Here is an 18,094-nt window from a genome sequence, read left to right as displayed (position 1 = left end):
CCATGAGGCATCCATACCGCCGGGCGGGGGCTGTCATCGTCGCGGGTTCCGTGGTCTGGTTGGTGGGGATTTCACCCGTTCCGCAGGTCTACACCACACAGGATCCAGCCGAACGATTGCGGCTGCTGATGCGTGGCGAGCGAGGCTGGATCATGGGGCACCACCTGGCTGCCGCGGGAACTGCTGCCGTGCCGATGGGGTTCGCAGCCTTCGCCCGGGCGCTGCCTGGCGGAACGGCCAAGACCTTCGCGCGTGCGTCCGCTGCAGCATTGCTGGCGGGCGCACCGCTCTTTGTCTACAGCCTGTCGCGCAGGGCATCGGACCTTGAGCGTTTCGCCTACCGTCGAGGGTCCAACGCACCGTTCCTTGGGTATTCCTGGCTACACATTGCCGGGCTGGGCGCATTGGGCGCGGGCTTGCTGCGTTCGCCGGCCAAGCGCTGGGTAGGTCTCACGGCTTCGGGCGCTGCCTCGGTCTTCGGCATCATCCTCCTGACCGCCAAGGACATTCCGCCGTTCGTCTTCTACCTCACGGAGGGACTGGTGGGAGCCTTCTTGATCGCCTGGGATGACGAGGCCGGGTCAGGCCCGCCGGACCCGGCCGAGGATGGGCGCGGGATCGCGATGGGCGTCGGCTGACGCCCCGCGCACGGTCAACCTGGCGGCATGCCCGACGGCGGCCGCGAGGGCTTCCGGGGTTGGCGGGCTCTCCGGGTGGCTCTGGTGTTTGCGGTTGAACCGCGTCACAGCCTCTCTTTGCTCGTGGGCACCGTTGCCGCGCTCCAGGATATCCGCGATCCCGGCTTTGACCAGGCCCAGCTCTCCTTGATCGTCAAGGACCGGGCTCAGGTAGTCCACCAAGGCCCACACCACTTCGGCAGCCGGTTCGGGACGGAACTCCCCGAAGTCCAGCAGGTCACCACGGAGGCCTACATTGCTGGCCTGCCAACTGGCCATGCGCAGCAGCGCCGTGGGCACCGAGGAGGGCTCAACGCCGTCGAGCATTTCCAAGGAAGCCGTCTCAACCAAGGCCCGCACCAGCACTGCAATCAGGGCCGCGTCCTCTGACCGAAGGCAGACATCGGCCACACGGACCTCCACCGTGGGGTGGGTCCGCGAGATGCGTGCATCGAAGTAGATCATGCCTTCATCCAGGAGCACCCCTGTGTCCAGCAACCGGCTCACCATCCGGCGATAGGCCGTCAACGAACCGAACACAGCCGACGGGCCGGAGGTGGGCCATCTGTTCCAGGCCTGGATGCGATAGCTGTCAAAGCCCGTGGGAAGGCCGCGCCAGTAGGGAGAGTTTGCGCTCAAGGCCGTGAGGACCGCGAGCTTGTCCCGGATATGGTCCAGCACCACCACGCCCTCCTCCGGCGACTCAACCGAGGTGTGCACATGGAAGCCGCATGTCAATTGCTCATGGGCCGTCAACCCGAACCGCTCCAGCATCTCGGCGTAGCGGGGATCGGGCGTGGTGTGGGTGGTGGATGCGAGGGGCGACGTAGCCAGGGCTGCTATGCGGGCACCGTGTTTACGGGCAGCCTCGCTGGCCATGGCCCGGCCGCGCCGGATCTGGTGCAGGAGGTCTGCGTAGCTGTGGCACGGCCGTGTTTGGGTTTCGATCTGCTCGAGCTTGAGTTCGTAGCTGAGCCCGGTACCTGTTTGTTGCGGGTGGCTACCATTGAGCAGTGCATCCGCGAGGGCCAACGGTTCGCCCGTCACGGGATCGACGATGAGCAGTTCTTCCTCAACCCCGAATGTCCGCATGCTTCATTTTGCGCTCCGCGCTCCGGCCGCGCACCCCTTCCCGCCGTTCGCACCAGGTAGACCTGGAGCGCCGGGCGGAAACCGGCGCGGCCGGGTCGAGCCAAGGGAGCGAATGGCGCGAACGGGTGCGCCAGCAAAGCTAGTCCTGGAAGTACTCCACTTTCGCTCCAATGGTGTTCAAACGCTCGGCCAGATCCTCGTAGCCGCGCTCGATCACGTAGATATTCCGGAGCTCGGAGGTTCCGCGGGCCGCGAGCATGGCCAGGAGCAGGCAAGCCGCCGGACGAAGGGCAGGCGGGCAGCCGATTTCCGCTGCGCGCCACTTGGTGGGTCCATTGACGTAGATACGGTGCGGATCCAGGAGCTGCACCTGGGCGCCCAGTTTGTTGAGCTCTGTGAGGTAGATGGCCCGGTTTTCGTAGACCCAATCGTGGATCATGGTCTGGCCCTCGGCGTTGCCCGCGATCACGGCGAAGAACGGGAGGTTGTCGATGTTCAGGCCGGGGAACGGCATGGGGTGGATCTTGTCCTGCGGAGCCCGGAGTTCCGAAGGCTTGGTGGTCACATCCACCAAGCGGGTGCGGCCATTGCGCGCCTTGTACTCGCCGGAGATCTCCAGCTTCTGGCCCATCTGCTCCAGCGTGGCGAGTTCGATTTCCATGAACTCGATCGGCACGCGGCGGATGGTCACCTCGGAGTTGGTGACGATGCCGGCGGTGATGAGGGACATGGCCTCGATGGGGTCTTCGGACGGGAAGTACTCGATGTCCACGTCAATGCTGGGACGGCCCGTGATCCGCAGCGTGGTGGTGCCGATGCCCTCGATGCCGACGCCCAATCCCTGCAGGTAGAAGCACAGGTCCTGGACCATGTAGTTGGGGCTGGCGTTGCGGATCACGGTGGTGCCCTCGCGGTGCGCGGCGGCCATGATCGCGTTTTCCGTCACGGTATCGCCACGTTCGGTCAGCACGAAGGAGCGGTGGTGCCCGTCAGCGGGAGGAGCGGCCACGGAGTAGAAGCCGGACTTTGCCTCCACCGTCAGGCCGAACTCGCGCAGTGCCTGCATGTGGGGTTCCACGGTACGGGTGCCAAGGTCGCAACCGCCGGCGTAGGGCAGTTGGTATTCGCTGGTTTCGTCCAGGAGCGGGCCGAGGAGCATGATCACGCTGCGGGTGCGACGGGCAGCGTCCACGTCCATCGAGCCAAGATCCAGGACCTCGGGCCGGCGGATGCGAAGGTCGCTGCCGTTGAGCCACGTGCATTCGACGCCGATGGACGTCAGCACCTCCACGATGCGGTTGACCTCTTCGATCCGGGCCAGGCGCCGCAGCGTGGTGGTACCACGGTTTATGAGGCTGGCACAGAGCAGGGCGACCCCGGCGTTCTTGCTGCTGTTGACGTCCACTTCCCCGGAGAGGGTGCGGCCGCCCTCAACCCGGAGGTGCGTCATTTGGGGCCGGCCCACTTTGACAATGGACCGGCCAAAGATTGCTTCCAGTCTTTCGATCATCCGGAGGCTCAGGTTTTGCCTGCCTTGTTCCATCCGGGCAATGGCGCTCTGGCTGGTTCCCAGCTCAGAAGCGAGTTGTCCTTGCGTCCAGCCCTTTTCACTGCGGGCGTTGCGGAGCAGGAGGCCTACGTGTTCTGGCGTAGCTTGCGTCATACCCAAGAAATATCACAAATGATCTATGAGTGCCGATCAAAACGCCGATTCAAGGACAAAAATCACACCGTACCCGAACTGTGCGATATAAAAGCACGACGGCGGAACTCACCAAAGCATCAGGCCCGCCAATATCCCAACGCGTCGATCCGGCGCTTGTCCACGCCCAGGACCTTGCGCAGGTGTTTCACGATTGCCCGCGTACTGGAGGCTTCGCACGCAATCCAGAAGAAGTCATCCTCCACCGAGACAGTCCCGGGCGTGAGCGCCGAGCAAACTTCGGTAACCAGGGACGCGCCGTCGCCCTTGCGCGGAACCCAACTGACGACGTCGGGCCCGGACGTTCGCACCTCAAGCGAGGGGTCGGCGTCGTGCTGGTACTCAAGCCACAGCGTCGCGGGCGCGGTGACGCCGGATGCAGGGCGCGCGTCGAGCAGCGAATTGATCGCCGGAATGGACGCAGGATCACCCACGACCCAGAGGTGCCGAGGGGCCGGCGGGAAATCAAAGGCACTGCCCTGGACGGTAGCGTCGATGGTGGCTCCCGGCTGGACAGTACGGGCCCAATCGGCGGCAATGCCATCATGCATGGCGAAGTCCATGCTGAAGGTCCCGGCGCGGGCGTCCGGGTTGACCAAGGTGTAGGCACGCTGGTGGCCCTTGCCGGCATCGTCGAACCAGAGGCGGATCCACATGGTGGGGTGGGGTTCGCTGTCGATCAGCAACCCGCCGTCCATGACGTGGATGCGCAGGAAATCCGGTGAGATTTCCTCCCTGCCCGTGACTTCAAGCGTGAAGTCCTTGGCGCCCATGACTTTGAGGACTACGCCTTCCCAACTGCGCTTCACGCAACACTCCTTCACGAACGCCGCCGATTTTGCGAACCCGGCACAAGCACCTATCTTGAACTTAAGTAAGCCTAACCTAAGCTCGAAAGCAGTCCCCGATTATGACGTCTGCCCCGACGCACCACCCCGCCCCGGCAGGCGGCACCGGAACCTACCGCGATGAGTGGGGAATCCCGCACTTGTGGGCCGACTCCGCCGACGAACTCGCCTTCCTGCAGGGATACAACGCGGCCTCGGACCGCTCCTGGCAGATCGAGCTGGAACGGTGGCGCTCCGAGGGCCGTACGGCCGAACTGCTCGGTCAGGACGCCGTGGCGTGGGACCGCTTCGCCCGGCAGGCCCGCCTGGATGACACAGCCCGCCGCTGCTTCGAAGGACTCGATGAAGCCACGCAGCGTTGGTGCGGGCAGTACGTGGCCGGAGTGAACCAGGCCTTGGCCGACGGATTACGCAGCGGCCCGGAATTCGAAGAAGCCAAGGCCTCCCCAGAGCGCTGGAATCCATGGACTCCCCTGGGCGTTTTCCTGGTCCACCACATCCTGTTCTCCACGTTTCCCAACAAACTCTTCCGCGCCCACATCGCCCGCACTCTCGGCGACCACGCCGTGGGCCTGTTCAGCATCGAGGCCCCCGTGTGGTCCGGCAGCAACGCGTGGGCGGCACACGGTTCCCTGACGGACAGTGGGCTGCCGCTTGTTGCGGGCGACCCGCACCGGCTCATGGAACTGCCGGGCGTCTACCAGCAGATCAGGCTTGCGTGCCCGGACTTCGATGCCGTGGGCTTCGCTTTCCCCGGCGTTCCCGGGCTTCCGCACTTCGGACACACCGGCCACACCGCATGGGCCATTACCAACGCCATGGCCGATTACCAGGATCTTTTCGAGGAGCACCTCCGCCGGGTGCCGCTCCGCGGGACGGACGGTGAACGGGTCCTGGCCCGCGGCGCGGAGGGCTGGGAACCGGTGACCGTCAGTTCCGAGACCATCACGGTCCGTGGTTCCGGTCCGGTCTACGTCGAGATCCTGGAGACCGCCCGCGGTCCGGTCATCTCGGAAATGCCCGACGGCGGCGCGCTGAGTCTGCGCTTCCCCGCCTACGTTGAGGGGCGCTTGGGTTTCGAGGCCCTCCTTCCGCTGCTGCGGAGCCGTCAGGTGGCCGAGGTGGAAGCCGCGTTCGACTCGTGGGTGGAGCCCGTGAACAGCGTGATCACAGCAGACTCCGCCGGGTCCGTCCGGCATTTCGTCGCCGGTCTGGTGCCACAGCGCAACCCTGCAAACCGTCGGCTTCCCGTGCCAGGGCTGTCCGCCCGGCACGCGTGGGATGGCCAGTACGTTGCCCTCCCCCGCACGGAGGTCACCAGGTTCGCGGTCAGTGCCAACGATCGTGCGTCCGGGGGTGGGGACGCTGTGGCCCTCGAGTTCGCCCCGGAACACAGGGCCCGGCGGATCCGGGAGCTTCTGGAATCTTCCAGGGGCCCGCTCTCCGTCGACCGGATGCAGGCGATCCATTCGGACACGCTCCTGGGCCCGTGGCCACTTTTCTGGGATCTCCTGGACGGCCTGGACCCTGATGACCTGTCCCCTGTGGCCCATACCTTGCGCACCCTCTTGCTTGTCTGGGACGGGCACATGGATGCAGAAAGCCATCCGGCCGCGGTGTTCGCCGCTTGGCGCGGTGCCTTGGTGCAGCGCATTGCCAGGCATCAGGCGTTGGCCAAGCTGTCTGAACCAACCGGGCACTCTTCCCTGTTTGGACCGTGGTTGTCGGCTGCTTCCCGGGTGGGTTTCGCGCTTGAAACGCTTGTTGCCCGCGGCTCGGAGCTGGGAATTGCCATCCCGGTTGAAGCAGCCGCGGCCCTTGAGGACGTGGCCCTGGAAGAGTCGTTCATGGACGGCGCACTGTGGGGCGACAGGCATCAGCTGCTCCCCGTCCACGTGCTTCCGGGACGTTGGACCGGCTCCGCCCCTGAAGCCCGGCTCAGTGGAGACACAGGGTGCGTCCTCTGCACGGAAAGCCTCCCCGGCGTGGAGGATCGAAGCTTCCGTGGGCCCGTTGCCCGTTATGTCTGGGACTTGTCCCAGCGCAGCAACAGCCGGTGGATTGTCCCGTTCGGAGCCGCGGGCAAGCCGGACCATCCACACTTCTCCGACCAGTTGCCTCTGTGGTCCACCGGGGAACTGGTACCCGTGGTCACGGATTGGGAGCGGCTCGCCAAAGACGCCTGACGCTTGGCTTCGCCACGGTTTTTTGCACTACCGCATCACCTCAGTTCGCACCTGCACACACCGCATCGCATCGCATCGCATCGCACAAAAGGAAGCACATGAATACCACCACCCAGGACTTCGCCGTCCGCACCACCATCTACGCAGAAGAGCTTGAGGGCTGGGGTTCGCTCCGGATTGTTCCCGTGGTTCCTGCCGAGGACATCGACTTCATCCACGAGTGGGTTTCGCAGCCCCGCGCCAAGTTCTGGGGCATGATGGAAAAGCCGCGCGAGGAGGTCCTGGGCATCTACGAGTTCCTGGACTCCCTGGACACCCACCATGCGTTCCTGGTGGTCCTCGACGGCGAGCCGTTGGCCCTGTTCCAGACCTACGAACCCCTGCACGATCCCGTGGGCGAGGTCTACCCTGCGCGTGAAGGGGACATCGGGATGCACCTCCTGTTGGCGCCGGCCACGCGTCCCATCCCGCACTTCACGCCGCGACTGGCGACCTCGCTCATCAAGTACATGTTCTCCGTGCCAGGCAAGGACCGGATCATCGTGGAACCGGATGCCCGCAACGCCAAGGCCCTTCGCCGGCTCGAAGCAACGTGCTTCGAACTGGGACCGATCGTCCAACTGGAAGAAAAGGAAGCCCAGCTTGGGTTCCTGACCCGCGCCGGTTTCGACGAGATCCAAGCGGACAAGGCGGACAGCTAGGAGCCCGGCCAACCAAGGGAGCCGCGGGTTTGGGCCCGCGGCTCCCTTGTTGTCTCACGCTGCGCGCCTCGCGGTTGAAGCCCAGCCTCACGACGTGCTCTTCGCGCGATTGGAGGCCAGTTCCGCGACCTCGCTCGGCCTACCGCCAGACGAAACTCCACGTTCCTGCCCCCACGGCCGTCGAGACGGCGGCCGCGGCGATCACCACCCCGCCGAGCAACACCCACACATCCAGCAGCGAGTAGGTGGATTCGCGCGCCCAGGTCCGCTTGCCACCGCCGAAGCCACGGGCTTCCATGGTCACGGCCAACCTGGAGGCCCTCCGGACAGCCTGGACAAGGAGCCCAAAGCTCTGCCCGAGCGTGGCCTTCAAGCGTTGCACCGGGCTGCCCTGGGAACCGACACCACGGGCACGCCGGGCCATGCCGATGGTCTGCCACTCCTCCGCCATGAGGCCCACAAGCCGCATCGCCGCGAGGGAGCCCAGCACAAAGCGGTGCGGCAGCCTGGCCTTCTGCGCCAGCGCGTCGGCCAAGTCCGTCGGGTCGGTGCACGTCATCAGCAGGATTGCCGGCAAGGCGATCGCCAAACCGCGCAGCATGAAACCGAGCCCCAGCTGGAGGGAACCTTCGCTGATGGACCAGAGTCCGACGTCGAGCAGTACAGCGCCGCTGTCCGGCGCCACTATCGCGGTACTCCAGCCGCCGATCGCTGCCGCGATGATGAGCGGCCAGGCCCGGACCCACAGAAGCCGCACCGTCAGCCCGGCCAGCGGGAACAGCGCGAGCTCTGCCACCAGCGCGATCGACGCCGAGACCCAGTCAATGGACAGGGCCAGCACCATGGAAATCAGGAAAACGGCCACGAACTTTGCCAAAGGGTTGGCCCGGGTCAACAAAGCATGGTTGCCGCTCAGGCTCAAGGTCTCCCTCATGACGCACCAGCTTCCTGTTTCTCAGCCTGGTTCGCCGGCGTGAGGTGCAGTTCCGCACCGCCAAGGACAGCGCTGAATTCCTCGTCGTGGGTCACCGAGACTACGGCCGTTCCTTGGTCCAACAGCTCCGACAGGAACGAGGCCAGTTCGGCCCAGGTATTGGCGTCCTGGCCGAAGGTTGGTTCATCGAGCACCAGCACTTGGGGATGTGCGGCGAGGACCGTCGCCACGGACAGCCTGCGCTTTTCACCGCCGGACAGGGTGTAGGGATTCGCGTCCACCAAGTGCGTCAGCCGGAGCCGCTCAAGCAGTTCGTCCACGCGTTCCTCGCCGTGGCCCAGATGCCTGGGGCCGAACATGAGCTCGTCCAGGACCTTGCCCGTGACGAACTGGTGCTCCGGTTCCTGGAAAACGGTGCCGATTCGGGAGATCAGCTGGTCTGCTTTCCACGCGAACGGATCGATCCCGGCGCCTTGGGAAAGTTCGACGGCGGCAGACACCTTGCCGTGCACCGGCGCCAGAAGGCCCGCCATCGTGAGCGCGAACGTGGACTTGCCCGCGCCGTTCGGACCCGTGATGGTCAGTGCTTGTCCGGCCCTGACCTGCGCGGTAACGCCGGCTTGGACCGGCACGGGCGGGATGCTTTTGAAGCCGCGGCGCCGGGGCTTTTCCCGGGACACAGCCAGGTCTTGCGCTGCCAGGAGCAACGGTGCCATCTCGGGGACGAGGGTCCGTGCACGGGTCCGTGGAACATAGCCGGGAACCCACACGCCCGCATCAATGAGCATGGTGCGGGCCTCGGAAAGCACGTGGTCCGGCTGCCCATCCAGGAGAACCCCTCCGCCGGGTTGCAGGACCACGATCCGGTCAACGAGGTCCTTCCATACCGATACCCGGTGCTCCACCACCACCAGGGTTGCACCGGTCTTGTCCAGGCAGCGGCCAACGGCGTCGCGGACTTCCAGCACGCCGGCCGGGTCCAGGTTGGCTGTCGGCTCGTCCAGGAGGAGCAGCCCTGGCCGCATCGCCAGAATGCCGGCAAGCGCAAGGCGCTGCTTCTGCCCGCCGGAGAGTGCCGCCGTCGGGTGATCCAGCGCCAAGCCGCCATCTGCAGCGGTACGCAACCCGACGTCGTCGAGCGCCTCATGGACGCGCGCCCAAATCTCTGCCCTCGGAACGGCGAGGTTCTCGGCACCAAACGCTGCGTCGTCGCCCACGCGGGACAGGACCACCTGCGTTTCCGGGTCCTGCTGCATCAAACCGGCGCGGCCCCGCTGTTCGCGCGGCAGTCCGCCGTCGATCAGCAGGGAGCCGGTCTCGTCCGAGTCGTCTTCCTCGTCGCCCAACACCCCGGCCAAGGCGTGCAGGAGCGTCGACTTGCCGGCTCCGGAGGGACCCAGCAGGAGCACGCGCTCCCCGGGTTCGATCCGCAGGTCCAGTCCGTGGATGGCAGGGGTGGACCGTCCGGCGTGCCGCCATCCCCAGCCCTCGGCCGAGATGGCGGCGGGCCGGCCGCTGTTTGTGGCGGCCATCAGTTGAAGACAGGCTCCGACGCAGCCTTGCGGGATGCGAAAGCGCTCAGCACGCCGGTCTTCGCCAGGCCGCGCGTGGCAACCCAGGAGAGGGCACCGGCGATGATCGCACCGGAGATTGTGCAGAATGCGATGTAGGCCAGTTTGTCGACGGCTTCGTAGGCGATGTTCCAGCCCCACGGGAGGAAGGAATCATTCAGGCCGCAGAAGAGGCCAGCGCCCGCACCCGCGAGAAGCGAGGTGGGCAGGTTGAACTTCTTGTAACGGAACGCTGCGAACACCAGCTCGGCGCCGAGGCCCTGCAGGATGCCGGAGATGAGCACCGTGGTGCCGTACTGGGAGCCCATGATGAGCTCGCCGGTGGCGGCCACGGCCTCGCAGAACAGCGCCGCACCGGGCTTGCGGATGATGAGCATGCCCAGCACCGCCGGGATCATCCAACCGCCGGCGATCAGGCCGGTGAGCGGCGGGTAGGCCGCGTTCATGGGGATGGATACGATTGCGGCGCCCTGGGACCATGCCCAGAAAATCACGCCGCCGGCGATGGCGATCAACGCTGCCACCACAATGTCTACAACGCGCCAGTTGTTACTGGTCTTCTTCACGCTTGCCGTGGTCATTTCTTTGCCTCCTGAGGTTACAGGAGGGGAAAGTGCTCCCCGGTACCCCGGCCGGCTCACGCCGCCCTGGTCCGGACACTCTGAGAAGCTCGACTCCCTTGCGCCGGTACTAACCGGATCAGGTTCGAGGGTCTGCGGCTGTCCGCACTCTCAGCGCCCTCGCGTCTCCTGCATCGCTGCAGGTTCGACGGCGGCGCTCCCCTGTCGTTATCAATCTGCCCTTATGGGCGAGGTTCAGTTTACACCTGAAGGGGTTTGCGGGGTCATGGAGCGGGTCATAAATCCGTTGCGGGGCCGCTCTCCGCCCCATTCCCCGCCCTTGGGGTCGCAGACCGGGCCGCACAACGTAGCTGAGACAATGGCAGCATGACGGAAACTCCTGGTCCAAGCCATCCTGACGCAGCCAAGCCAGTTGCCGAAGCCCGCCTTGCAGCCAGCGTGATCCTGCTCCGCGATACGTCTGCAGGGCTGGAGGCCTTTGTCCAGCACAGGGTCTCCACCATGGACTTTGCGGCGGGCATGGTGGTGTTTCCCGGCGGCCGCGTGGACACTGGGGATTCCGAGGGCTGGGACTACGCACCAGAGCTTCTGGAACGACATGCCAAGGAGTGGCGGCTGAGCTCAATCGCCGCAGCAGAACCGGATTCCTCCGCGGCCAGCAGCCAAGCATGCAAGGGCTCCGGCACCGTTCTCGCCGCCGCCGTCCGCGAGGTCCAGGAGGAAGCCGGCCTCACGTTGGATCCGGCCGCCCTTCGGCCGTGGGCCAACTGGATCACGCCCGTGGACATGCCCAAGCGCTTCGACACGTACTTTTACGTTGCCAAGCCTGCCCCGGACGCCGCACCGCAACACCAGACCACTGAGGCCTGGCAGTCACTGTGGATGCCCGTTGACGGAATCCTGTCCGCGGAGGCCGAGGGCAAGCTGCAACTCATGCCGCCCACGTACTACCTGCTCAGGGAAATCTCCGGATTCGACTCCGTTGATGCCATGTGGACCGCGGCTCATGAGGTGGTTCCCGTGCTGGCACCACCGGGCTCCCTTGCCGCCTTCCTCAAGGAGAGGGCGAGCCGGGGCTAAGCAGGATCCGCCGGGTTGTTGAGGTTAGGCTGAAGGCATGAACTTCTTCCTCAAGCTTCTGGGCGCAGGCGTGAGCCTCGGCGCGGGTTTCCTTGGCACCAAGCTGGTCAACAAGGGATGGGAAAAAGCCACGGGCAACAAGCCGCCCAAAGGCAACGATGACATGGAGACGAGCCTCCGCTCAGCGCTGACGTTTGCCCTCATCTCGGCGTTTGTCAGCACCCTCATCCAGGTCCTGGCCAGCCGGGGTACGCAGCGCGCCATCGCCCGCTTCGGCAAGTCCCAGGACATCGTCTAAAACCAACGCGGGGTCACTCACGGCCCATGGCGGACATCCGGATGGGCCGGAAGTGACCCCGCGTTGCCCTAGTCCTCCGAACGCCCCTCGGCCGCACGCTGCACCACGGCTTCCAGCTCGTCCTTGGTGAGCAATTCACGGTGCCCATGCTTGGTACGGTAGGCCGAACGCCCCACCATGTGGGCCGCAACGGGTGCCGTCAGCAACTGGAAGATCCAAGCCACCAGCAGCACGGGCCACACCCACCAGGTGCGCATCTGCAGGCCGATCGCGGCAAGCATGAGGAACAAGCCCAACACCTGCGGTTTGGTGGCCGCGTGCATGCGGCTCATGAGGTCCGGGAAACGCAACAACCCGATGGCCGCACCCAGTGACATCAGGGCGCCCACCACCAGGAACACTGCCGTAACGGCGTCGATCACGAGGTCCACGCCGGTTGCATCAGGAGTCATTGGCCTGTCCCCTTCGCTCAGCCACGAACCGGGCAACGGTCACCGATCCGATAAATCCGATCACGGCCAAGGCAACCAGGAGCATGAGGTTGTTCAGGTGCCGGTTGACCGCCATATCCACCGCCAGCGCAGCGCCAAGGATGGCCAGGAGTACGTCGGAAGCGAGCACGCGGTCCAGCAACGACGGCCCAACGGCGATCCGGATGATCGCACCGGCCGCGGCGAGGCTGAGGATCACAGCCGTGACAATGAGAACCAGTTCTTTCACAGTGAGGCTCCTTCCATGCCCGGGGCTTCAGCCCGAAGGGCTGCCACTTCCTCGCGGGTGCCCATGATCCTGATCAGTCCGGCTTCGATGTCCTGTACTTCGTGCCGGATTTTCTGCACATCTTCCTCTCCGTAGATGTTGAGCGCGTGCAGGTAGAGCGTGGAGGTGGAGCGGTCCACTTCCACCACCAGCGAGCCCGGGATCAGGGAGATGACGTGGCCGGTGGCCGTCACCATGAGGTCGGCATGGCTCCGCAGCGGAACAGCGACGACGGCGCTGCGCACCTTGGGTCCTTTGACCACGGCCAGGTAGAGGACCAGGAAGCTCGCTGCCACCACTTTGCCGAGGAACATGAGGGCGAAAGGAATGGCGCGGAGGATGTTGAAGCGGCCACTCAGTTCAACGGGGGGCAAGTAGAACAGCTTGGCCACCACAATGGCGATGAGCGCGCCGAACAACAGGTTGCCGGGGCTGAAATCCCGCCACAGGGCACCCCACACAATCACCAGCCAGATCAGCAGTGGGAGTTCGGTGCGGAAGGAGATCGGTTTGCGGCTCATTTGGCACCGCCTGTCTGCACCGCGGCGGGCACCGGAGCGTTATCACCCAGGACGGAGTGGATGTAGGCCGAACGGTCGAGCATGATCTCGGCTGAGCCTCCGGACAGTTGGAAAAGCGGTCCGGCGAAGACAGTGAGCGCCACACCGAAGACCACCAGTCCGGCCGTCGAACCCACCATGGTCCGGGGAAGGACACCGGCACGGCCGGGCGTCAGGAGCACCGGATCCGGGTATTCAGCGTCCTCGGGCTTGCGCCAGAAGGCCCTGTTCCACACGCGGGCGATGGCGAGCAAGGTCAGGAGACTCGTGACCACGCCGCCCACCACCAGGATGATGGCCAAGGGCGTGCCTAGCTCGACACCTGCTTGCAGGAGGCCAAGCTTCCCGAGGAACCCGGAGAACGGCGGGATGCCTGCCAGGTTCATGGCCGGGACAAAGAACAACACGGCAAGCAGCGGGGAGAGCTTGGCCAACCCGCCCAGACGGTCGATCGAGGACGAGCCTCCGCGCCGCTCAATCAAACCCGTGACCAGGAACAAACTGGTCTGGACGGTGATGTGGTGCGCCACGTAGAACACCGCGGCCCCAAGCCCCGTTATGGAGGACATCGCGAGGCCGAACACCATGTAGCCAATGTGGCTGACCAAGGTGAAGGAAAGCAGACGCTTGATGTCGCTCTGGGCCAAGGCACCGAGGATGCCTACCACCATGGTCAGCAACGCCACGATCATCAAGGGCGTGTTCAGCGTATCCCCTGGGAACAGGAGCGTTTCAGTGCGGACCATCGCGTACACGCCCACCTTGGTGAGCAAGCCGGCGAACACCGCGGTGACCGGCGCGGGTGCGGTGGGGTAGGAGTCGGGCAACCAGAAGGACAGCGGGAACACGGCGGCCTTGATGCCGAAGGCCACCAGCAACATCACATGCAGGAGGTTCTGCGTGCCCTGGTCCAGCTCAGCAAGCTTGATGGCCAGGTCCGCCATGGTGATGGTTCCGGTGGCACCGTAAATCATGGCGATCGCGATCAGGAACAGCACCGAGGACACCACGGAAACCACCACGTACGTCACGCCGGCCCGGATGCGGGGCCCCGTTCCGCCGAGCGTCATGAGGACGTAACTCGCGGTCAACAGGATCTCGAAGCCCACGTAGAGGTTGAAGAGGTCGCCGGTGAGGAAGGCGTTGGAAACACCCGCCACCAGGATCAGGTAGGTGGGGTGGAAGATGGAGACCGGCGCTTCCTGGTCGCCATCGGCCATGCCCTGGCCGGTGGCGTAGATCAGGACCGCGAGGCTCACCACCGTGGACACCACGAGCATGAGCGAGGAGAACTGGTCCACCACCAACACCACGCCCCACGGCGGCAACCAGCCACCGAGGGTCACTGAGGTGGTGCCACCGTCCCACACAGAAATCAGCAGGAAGGATTCCAGGAGCAACGTCAGGCTCAGGATGCCGATGCTGACGGCGCGTTGGGCGGCAGTGTGCCGGATCAGCACGAAGGCCAATGCGGCACCGAGGATGGGGAGAAGGACAGCGAGCGGTGACAGGTTTGCGAGATTCACGCGCCGCCTCCTTCCCGGCTCTGGGCCGTTTTGGGGGTTTCCGTTTCTTCCGGGTGCAGCCGTTCTTCCGGAGTGGACGGGGTGATGGCGAACTCCGAGGTTTCCAGCGGCACAATGGCGTCGTCTTCGGCGTCGAAGCTCGGCGTCTGGGCGACGCGACGGTCTTCGATGTCGTCCTGGATTTCGTCCTGCCGGGCCAGGGCCCACGTGCGGTAGATGATGCCGAGCATGAACGCGGTCACCGCGAAGGAAATCACGATCGAGGTCAGGATCAGGGCCTGTGGCAACGGATCGTTGTACGTTCCGGGGTCCGTCTCTTTGGTGAACAACGGCGCCAGCCCTGCGTAACCACCGGTGGTGAGGATCAGGATGTTGGTGGCGTTGGCCAGGAGCATCAGCCCCAACAGCACGCGGGTCAGGCTGCGTTCCAGGATGAGGTAGATGCCGCAGGCGTACAGGACGCCCATGACGATCAGCAAGGTCAGGTTGATACTCATGCTTTACCCTTCCCGGCCGCGGCGGTCTCTGCGGCGTCATCCTCTGCGATGGGCGCGCCCTTGCCTTCGAAGTGCTCGTCGATTTCCGCGCCAAGGCTGCGGAGGACGTCAAGCGCCAGCCCCACCACCACGATGTACACACCGATGTCGAAGATGGTCGAGGTCACGAACTTAATGTCTCCGAACACGGGCAGCCAGAACTCGATGATGGCGCTCTGGAACACCTGTCCGCCCAGGAAGAGCGGCACCAAACCGGAGGCAGCCGCCGTCGCGAGTCCCGTTCCCAGCAGGGTTCCGGCACTCACCGTCGCGGCTTCGCTCAGCTCGAAGCGGCCACCCGCGAGGTACCGGATGGTCAGTGCCAGGCCGGCCGTGAGGCCGCCTGCAAAACCACCGCCGGGCAGGTTGTGGCCGGCCAGGAGGAGATAGATGGAGAACACGATCATCGAGTGGAAGATGAGCCTGGTGACCACCTCGAAAATGATCGAGCGGCGCTCGGGAGCCAGGGTCCGGCCGGCTACAAGCCAGGCGTCGCGGGTAACGTCGCTGAACTTCCGCGCCACAGCCAGCGTGGCGCTGTCGCGGGAGTCACGTTCGACGTCGGTGCGGCGCCCCACGCTGCCTTCCGGCACCGCCGCTGAGGTCCTGATGCGGTCACCGCGGCTGCGCACGAAGATCAGGCTGGCCACGCCGGTCGCGGCGACGGCCAGCACCGAGATCTCGCCGAAGGTGTCCCACGCGCGGATATCCACCAGGGTCACATTGACCACGTTCAAACCACCGCCGCCTTCGTACGCCAGCCGTGGGAAGTCCAGGGAGATCGGCGTAGCCACGCGGGCACCCATGGCGTAGATCGCCACGAAGATCATGGTGATGCCGAATGCTGCACCAATGATCACGCGAATCACCCGCAGCCGTCCGCCGGTGCGGTCCCGGAGCTCGGCGGGCAGGCTGCGCATCGCGAGCACGAAGGCCACCAGCACGATGGTTTCCACCAGCATCTGGGTCAGTGCGAGGTCCGGTGCGCCCTGCAGCGCGAACACCAGGGCGATGCCGTAGCCCGTCACGGACACCATGAGGACGGCGAGGAAGCGCTTGTTGGCCCGCACTGCGGCGAGTGCGCCAACAATGATCCCGATCCCCACAATGATCTGCAGCGGAGAGTTGGGATCGACGAAGTACACGCCTTCAGGGAGGGGCTTGTTGGCCGCTATCAAGGCCGCGAGCGGAACAGCGAACGCAACCGTAAGGATGACGGTCAGGTAGAAGTACAGCGAACCACGCTGGGTGCGGCCCGTGACCCATACGGCGACGTCATCCAGTGCGCCGATGGTGTGCTGGTACGACCGGTCGCCATCGATCCAGTCGGGAACCAGGCCCTGGACACGGGACACCGCGTTGCGGCCGTAGAACATGCCCGCGCCCACGACGAATGTCAGCGCTGTCAGGCCCAAAGCGGGAGTGAGGCCATGCCACAAAGCGAGGTGACCGGCGTCGGGCGCTCCTTCGCGGTCCGCAAACAGCGCCGCGTACGGCTGGATCCACGTGTCCACGGGAACCGGCCAGAAGCCGTAGGCGATGGTCAGGAAGCTCAGGATCGCGGGAGCGGCAAGGAAGGCCGGCTTGATCGGCTTGAAAGGAGTGGGCTCCACGCCTGCTTTGGTGGCAAAGGCACCCCACATGAATCGCGCGCTGTAGGCGAAGGTGAGGATCGATCCGATCACCAGGCCCACCAGGATCCAGATGCCCCACGCCGGCGCATCATGCCCCGTGGCGTAGTGGACGAACGTCTCGAAGACGGATTCCTTCGCCACGAACCCGGCCAAGGGAGGAACACCGGCCATGGACGCCGCCGCAATGGCAGCGACCACGCCCAGTGCGCGCGAGGAACGGAAAACGCCGGAGAGCTTGCGGATATCGCGGGTGCCGGATTGGTGGTCGATGATGCCCACCACCAGGAACAACGTGGCCTTGAACAGCCCGTGCGCCAGGAGCAGTGCGAGCCCCGCAAGGGCGGCATCCGGTTGGCCGAGCCCCACCACCATGGTGAGGAAGCCGAGCTGGCTGACCGTGCCGTAGGCCAGGATGAGCTTGATGTCCGTCTGCCGCAGTGCCCGGTAGCCGCCGATCAGCATGGTGGCCAGGCCCAGCCCCAGGACCAGCGGAAGCCAGAAGTCCGATTCGGAGAAGCCCGGCGCCAGGCGGGCAACAATGTAGATACCCGCCTTCACCATCGCCGCTGCGTGCAGGTAGGCACTGACAGGAGTGGGCGCGGCCATGGCTCCGGGGAGCCAGAAGTGGAATGGAACAAGCGCGGATTTGGTGATGGCACCCACCAGGACAAGCACGACGGCGGCAGTCACCGCGTCCTGCATGGGCCCGGCCATGAGCGTCCCGGCTTGGTCGAGGATGGCCGAGATACGGTACGTCCCCGCAGCTTGGCCGAGGATGATGAGGCCCACGAGCATCGCAAGGCCGCCGGCCGTGGTGACCATGAGCGCCTGCAAGGCAGACCGGCGGGCGGCCAGGCGGGTGCGGGCGTAGCCGATCAGCAGGTAGGACAGGATGGTGGTGAGTTCCCAGAAGATGAACAACATCAGGAGGTCATCGGAGGTCACCAAACCGAACATTGCCCCGGCGAACGCAAGCAACTGGGCACCGAAGCCGCCAAGGCCAGGGTCCTTGTCCTTGAAGTAGCGCGCACAGTACACCAGCACCAAGGTGCCTACGCCCAGGATCAGCAGGGACATCACCCAAGCCAGGGCGTCCATCCTGAAAGCGAACTCAAGCTTCAGGTCGGGGATCCAGGGCAGGACTTCCTCGAGGCCGCTGCCTGAATAGACAGGTGCGTAGTGGAGGACCAACCAGATGAAAGCGCCTGCCGGTACCGCCGCGAGTGCGTAGAACGCGTTCCTGCCGAGTTTGCTGAAGATCAAAGGCGCCACAGTTGCCGCGACAAAGGTGATGGCGAGAACTGTGATCAATGTTGTCTCCGCAAAGTCAGGAAGGAATTGTCAAAAGTTGGAGCAAGCGGTGCATACGTTGGGTTCGGTTGTTCCAGTTTATCAAGGGGTTAAGGGCG

Annotated in this window: 17 protein-coding genes and 1 riboswitch; of the genes, 5 read left to right on the top strand and 12 right to left on the bottom strand. The window is 65.1% G+C overall.

All coding sequences use genetic code 11. The features are described from left to right. Positions 1–2: 2 nt before the first annotated feature. Positions 3–638: a hypothetical protein gene (locus tag ACIQT2_RS07500; protein ID WP_402945070.1), complete on the top strand. Its 636-nt coding sequence runs from the start codon at positions 3–5 to the stop codon at positions 636–638. Here the strand turns inward: ACIQT2_RS07500 and ACIQT2_RS07495 are convergent. From ACIQT2_RS07495 to ACIQT2_RS07485, 3 genes are all read right to left on the bottom strand, one after another. Further along, positions 582–1,769: a glutamate--cysteine ligase gene (locus ACIQT2_RS07495; protein WP_402945067.1), complete on the bottom strand. Its 1,188-nt coding sequence runs from the start codon at positions 1,767–1,769 to the stop codon at positions 582–584. The two genes, ACIQT2_RS07500 and ACIQT2_RS07495, sit on opposite strands and share 57 nt — an antisense overlap. 139 nt (positions 1,770–1,908) lie before the next feature. Next, positions 1,909–3,432 carry a UDP-N-acetylglucosamine 1-carboxyvinyltransferase gene (locus ACIQT2_RS07490; RefSeq protein WP_397325706.1) on the bottom strand — a complete coding sequence of 508 codons (1,524 nt, stop codon included), beginning with the start codon at positions 3,430–3,432 and terminating at the stop codon, positions 1,909–1,911. Positions 3,433–3,551: 119 nt separating this feature from the next. Beyond that, entirely contained in the window at positions 3,552–4,280 is a 729-nt protein-coding gene (locus ACIQT2_RS07485) for a siderophore-interacting protein (RefSeq protein WP_402945063.1), read from the bottom strand. A gap of 101 nt (positions 4,281–4,381) precedes the next feature. On the opposite strand from ACIQT2_RS07485, the gene ACIQT2_RS07480 reads away from it, so the two are divergent. After that, the gene (locus tag ACIQT2_RS07480; RefSeq protein WP_402945061.1) at positions 4,382–6,505 is read left to right on the top strand and encodes a penicillin acylase family protein; all 2,124 of its coding nucleotides are present in this window, start codon (positions 4,382–4,384) and stop codon (positions 6,503–6,505) included. A gap of 98 nt (positions 6,506–6,603) precedes the next feature. Beyond that, positions 6,604–7,206 carry a GNAT family N-acetyltransferase gene (locus ACIQT2_RS07475; protein WP_400337037.1) on the top strand — a complete coding sequence of 201 codons (603 nt, stop codon included), beginning with the start codon at positions 6,604–6,606 and terminating at the stop codon, positions 7,204–7,206. Positions 7,207–7,345: 139 nt separating this feature from the next. Here the strand turns inward: ACIQT2_RS07475 and ACIQT2_RS07470 are convergent, their stop codons facing one another. From ACIQT2_RS07470 to ACIQT2_RS07460, 3 genes are read right to left on the bottom strand one after another with little or no spacing between them, the layout of a single operon-like run. Beyond that, positions 7,346–8,140, bottom strand: coding sequence for an energy-coupling factor transporter transmembrane component T family protein (locus tag ACIQT2_RS07470; protein ID WP_402945058.1), 795 nt, complete (start codon positions 8,138–8,140; stop codon positions 7,346–7,348). Continuing rightward, complete coding sequence (locus ACIQT2_RS07465; RefSeq protein WP_402945055.1) at positions 8,137–9,672, bottom strand: ABC transporter ATP-binding protein; 1,536 nt, start codon at positions 9,670–9,672, stop codon at positions 8,137–8,139. The genes ACIQT2_RS07470 and ACIQT2_RS07465 overlap by 4 nt, the downstream gene beginning before the upstream one ends. Beyond that, on the bottom strand, positions 9,672–10,292 hold the full coding sequence (locus ACIQT2_RS07460; protein ID WP_400337042.1) for an ECF transporter S component: 621 nt from the start codon (positions 10,290–10,292) through the stop codon (positions 9,672–9,674). Before ACIQT2_RS07460 ends, ACIQT2_RS07465 begins: the two co-directional genes overlap by 1 nt. A 77-nt stretch (positions 10,293–10,369) precedes the next feature. Beyond that, a riboswitch (TPP riboswitch) is annotated at positions 10,370–10,505 on the bottom strand. A 153-nt stretch (positions 10,506–10,658) separates the two neighbouring features. On the opposite strand from ACIQT2_RS07460, the gene ACIQT2_RS07455 reads away from it, so the two are divergent. Both ACIQT2_RS07455 and ACIQT2_RS07450 read left to right on the top strand, forming a co-directional pair. Beyond that, complete coding sequence (locus tag ACIQT2_RS07455; RefSeq protein ID WP_402945052.1) at positions 10,659–11,372, top strand: NUDIX hydrolase; 714 nt, start codon at positions 10,659–10,661, stop codon at positions 11,370–11,372. Positions 11,373–11,409: 37 nt separating this feature from the next. Next, positions 11,410–11,670, top strand: a complete 261-nt coding sequence (locus ACIQT2_RS07450; RefSeq protein ID WP_402945050.1) for a DUF4235 domain-containing protein — start codon at positions 11,410–11,412, stop codon at positions 11,668–11,670. A gap of 68 nt (positions 11,671–11,738) precedes the next feature. Here the strand turns inward: ACIQT2_RS07450 and mnhG are convergent, their stop codons facing one another. Genes mnhG through ACIQT2_RS07420 form a run of 6 tightly spaced genes read right to left on the bottom strand, consistent with a single transcriptional unit; the run spans position 11,739 to position 17,996 of the window. Beyond that, positions 11,739–12,122: a monovalent cation/H(+) antiporter subunit G gene (mnhG, locus tag ACIQT2_RS07445; RefSeq protein ID WP_400337046.1), complete on the bottom strand. Its 384-nt coding sequence runs from the start codon at positions 12,120–12,122 to the stop codon at positions 11,739–11,741. Next, positions 12,112–12,390, bottom strand: a complete 279-nt coding sequence (locus ACIQT2_RS07440; protein WP_400337047.1) for a monovalent cation/H+ antiporter complex subunit F — start codon at positions 12,388–12,390, stop codon at positions 12,112–12,114. Before ACIQT2_RS07440 ends, mnhG begins: the two co-directional genes overlap by 11 nt. Continuing rightward, complete coding sequence (locus tag ACIQT2_RS07435; RefSeq protein WP_402945046.1) at positions 12,387–12,950, bottom strand: Na+/H+ antiporter subunit E; 564 nt, start codon at positions 12,948–12,950, stop codon at positions 12,387–12,389. Before ACIQT2_RS07435 ends, ACIQT2_RS07440 begins: the two co-directional genes overlap by 4 nt. Continuing rightward, entirely contained in the window at positions 12,947–14,515 is a 1,569-nt protein-coding gene (locus ACIQT2_RS07430) for a Na+/H+ antiporter subunit D (protein ID WP_400337051.1), read from the bottom strand. The genes ACIQT2_RS07435 and ACIQT2_RS07430 overlap by 4 nt, the downstream gene beginning before the upstream one ends. After that, positions 14,512–15,012, bottom strand: a complete 501-nt coding sequence (locus ACIQT2_RS07425) for a Na(+)/H(+) antiporter subunit C (protein WP_402945043.1) — start codon at positions 15,010–15,012, stop codon at positions 14,512–14,514. Before ACIQT2_RS07425 ends, ACIQT2_RS07430 begins: the two co-directional genes overlap by 4 nt. Then, positions 15,009–17,996, bottom strand: coding sequence for a Na+/H+ antiporter subunit A (locus tag ACIQT2_RS07420; protein WP_402945041.1), 2,988 nt, complete (start codon positions 17,994–17,996; stop codon positions 15,009–15,011). Before ACIQT2_RS07420 ends, ACIQT2_RS07425 begins: the two co-directional genes overlap by 4 nt. Positions 17,997–18,094 lie beyond the last annotated feature (98 nt).

Origin of the sequence: Paenarthrobacter sp. NPDC090522 (assembly GCF_044769225.1) — a bacterium.
Lineage (GTDB): Bacteria > Actinomycetota > Actinomycetes > Actinomycetales > Micrococcaceae > Arthrobacter.
Note: the sequence above shows the minus strand (reverse complement) of the source record. Positions and strands in the feature narration are given on the sequence as shown.

Excerpts from the sequence above, each read along its gene's own strand:
- ACIQT2_RS07500 (WP_402945070.1), top strand. The coding sequence starts at position 3 with ATGAGGCATCCATACCGCCGGGCGGGGGCTGTCATCGTCGCGGGTTCC.
- ACIQT2_RS07495 (WP_402945067.1), bottom strand. The coding sequence starts at position 1,769 with ATGCGGACATTCGGGGTTGAGGAAGAACTGCTCATCGTCGATCCCGTG.
- ACIQT2_RS07490 (WP_397325706.1), bottom strand. The coding sequence starts at position 3,432 with ATGACGCAAGCTACGCCAGAACACGTAGGCCTCCTGCTCCGCAACGCC.
- ACIQT2_RS07480 (WP_402945061.1), top strand. The coding sequence starts at position 4,382 with ATGACGTCTGCCCCGACGCACCACCCCGCCCCGGCAGGCGGCACCGGA.
- ACIQT2_RS07475 (WP_400337037.1), top strand. The coding sequence starts at position 6,604 with ATGAATACCACCACCCAGGACTTCGCCGTCCGCACCACCATCTACGCA.
- ACIQT2_RS07470 (WP_402945058.1), bottom strand. The coding sequence starts at position 8,140 with ATGAGGGAGACCTTGAGCCTGAGCGGCAACCATGCTTTGTTGACCCGG.
- ACIQT2_RS07465 (WP_402945055.1), bottom strand. The coding sequence starts at position 9,672 with ATGGCCGCCACAAACAGCGGCCGGCCCGCCGCCATCTCGGCCGAGGGC.
- ACIQT2_RS07460 (WP_400337042.1), bottom strand. The coding sequence starts at position 10,292 with ATGACCACGGCAAGCGTGAAGAAGACCAGTAACAACTGGCGCGTTGTA.
- ACIQT2_RS07455 (WP_402945052.1), top strand. The coding sequence starts at position 10,659 with ATGACGGAAACTCCTGGTCCAAGCCATCCTGACGCAGCCAAGCCAGTT.
- ACIQT2_RS07450 (WP_402945050.1), top strand. The coding sequence starts at position 11,410 with ATGAACTTCTTCCTCAAGCTTCTGGGCGCAGGCGTGAGCCTCGGCGCG.
- mnhG (WP_400337046.1), bottom strand. The coding sequence starts at position 12,122 with ATGACTCCTGATGCAACCGGCGTGGACCTCGTGATCGACGCCGTTACG.
- ACIQT2_RS07435 (WP_402945046.1), bottom strand. The coding sequence starts at position 12,950 with ATGAGCCGCAAACCGATCTCCTTCCGCACCGAACTCCCACTGCTGATC.
- ACIQT2_RS07425 (WP_402945043.1), bottom strand. The coding sequence starts at position 15,012 with ATGAGTATCAACCTGACCTTGCTGATCGTCATGGGCGTCCTGTACGCC.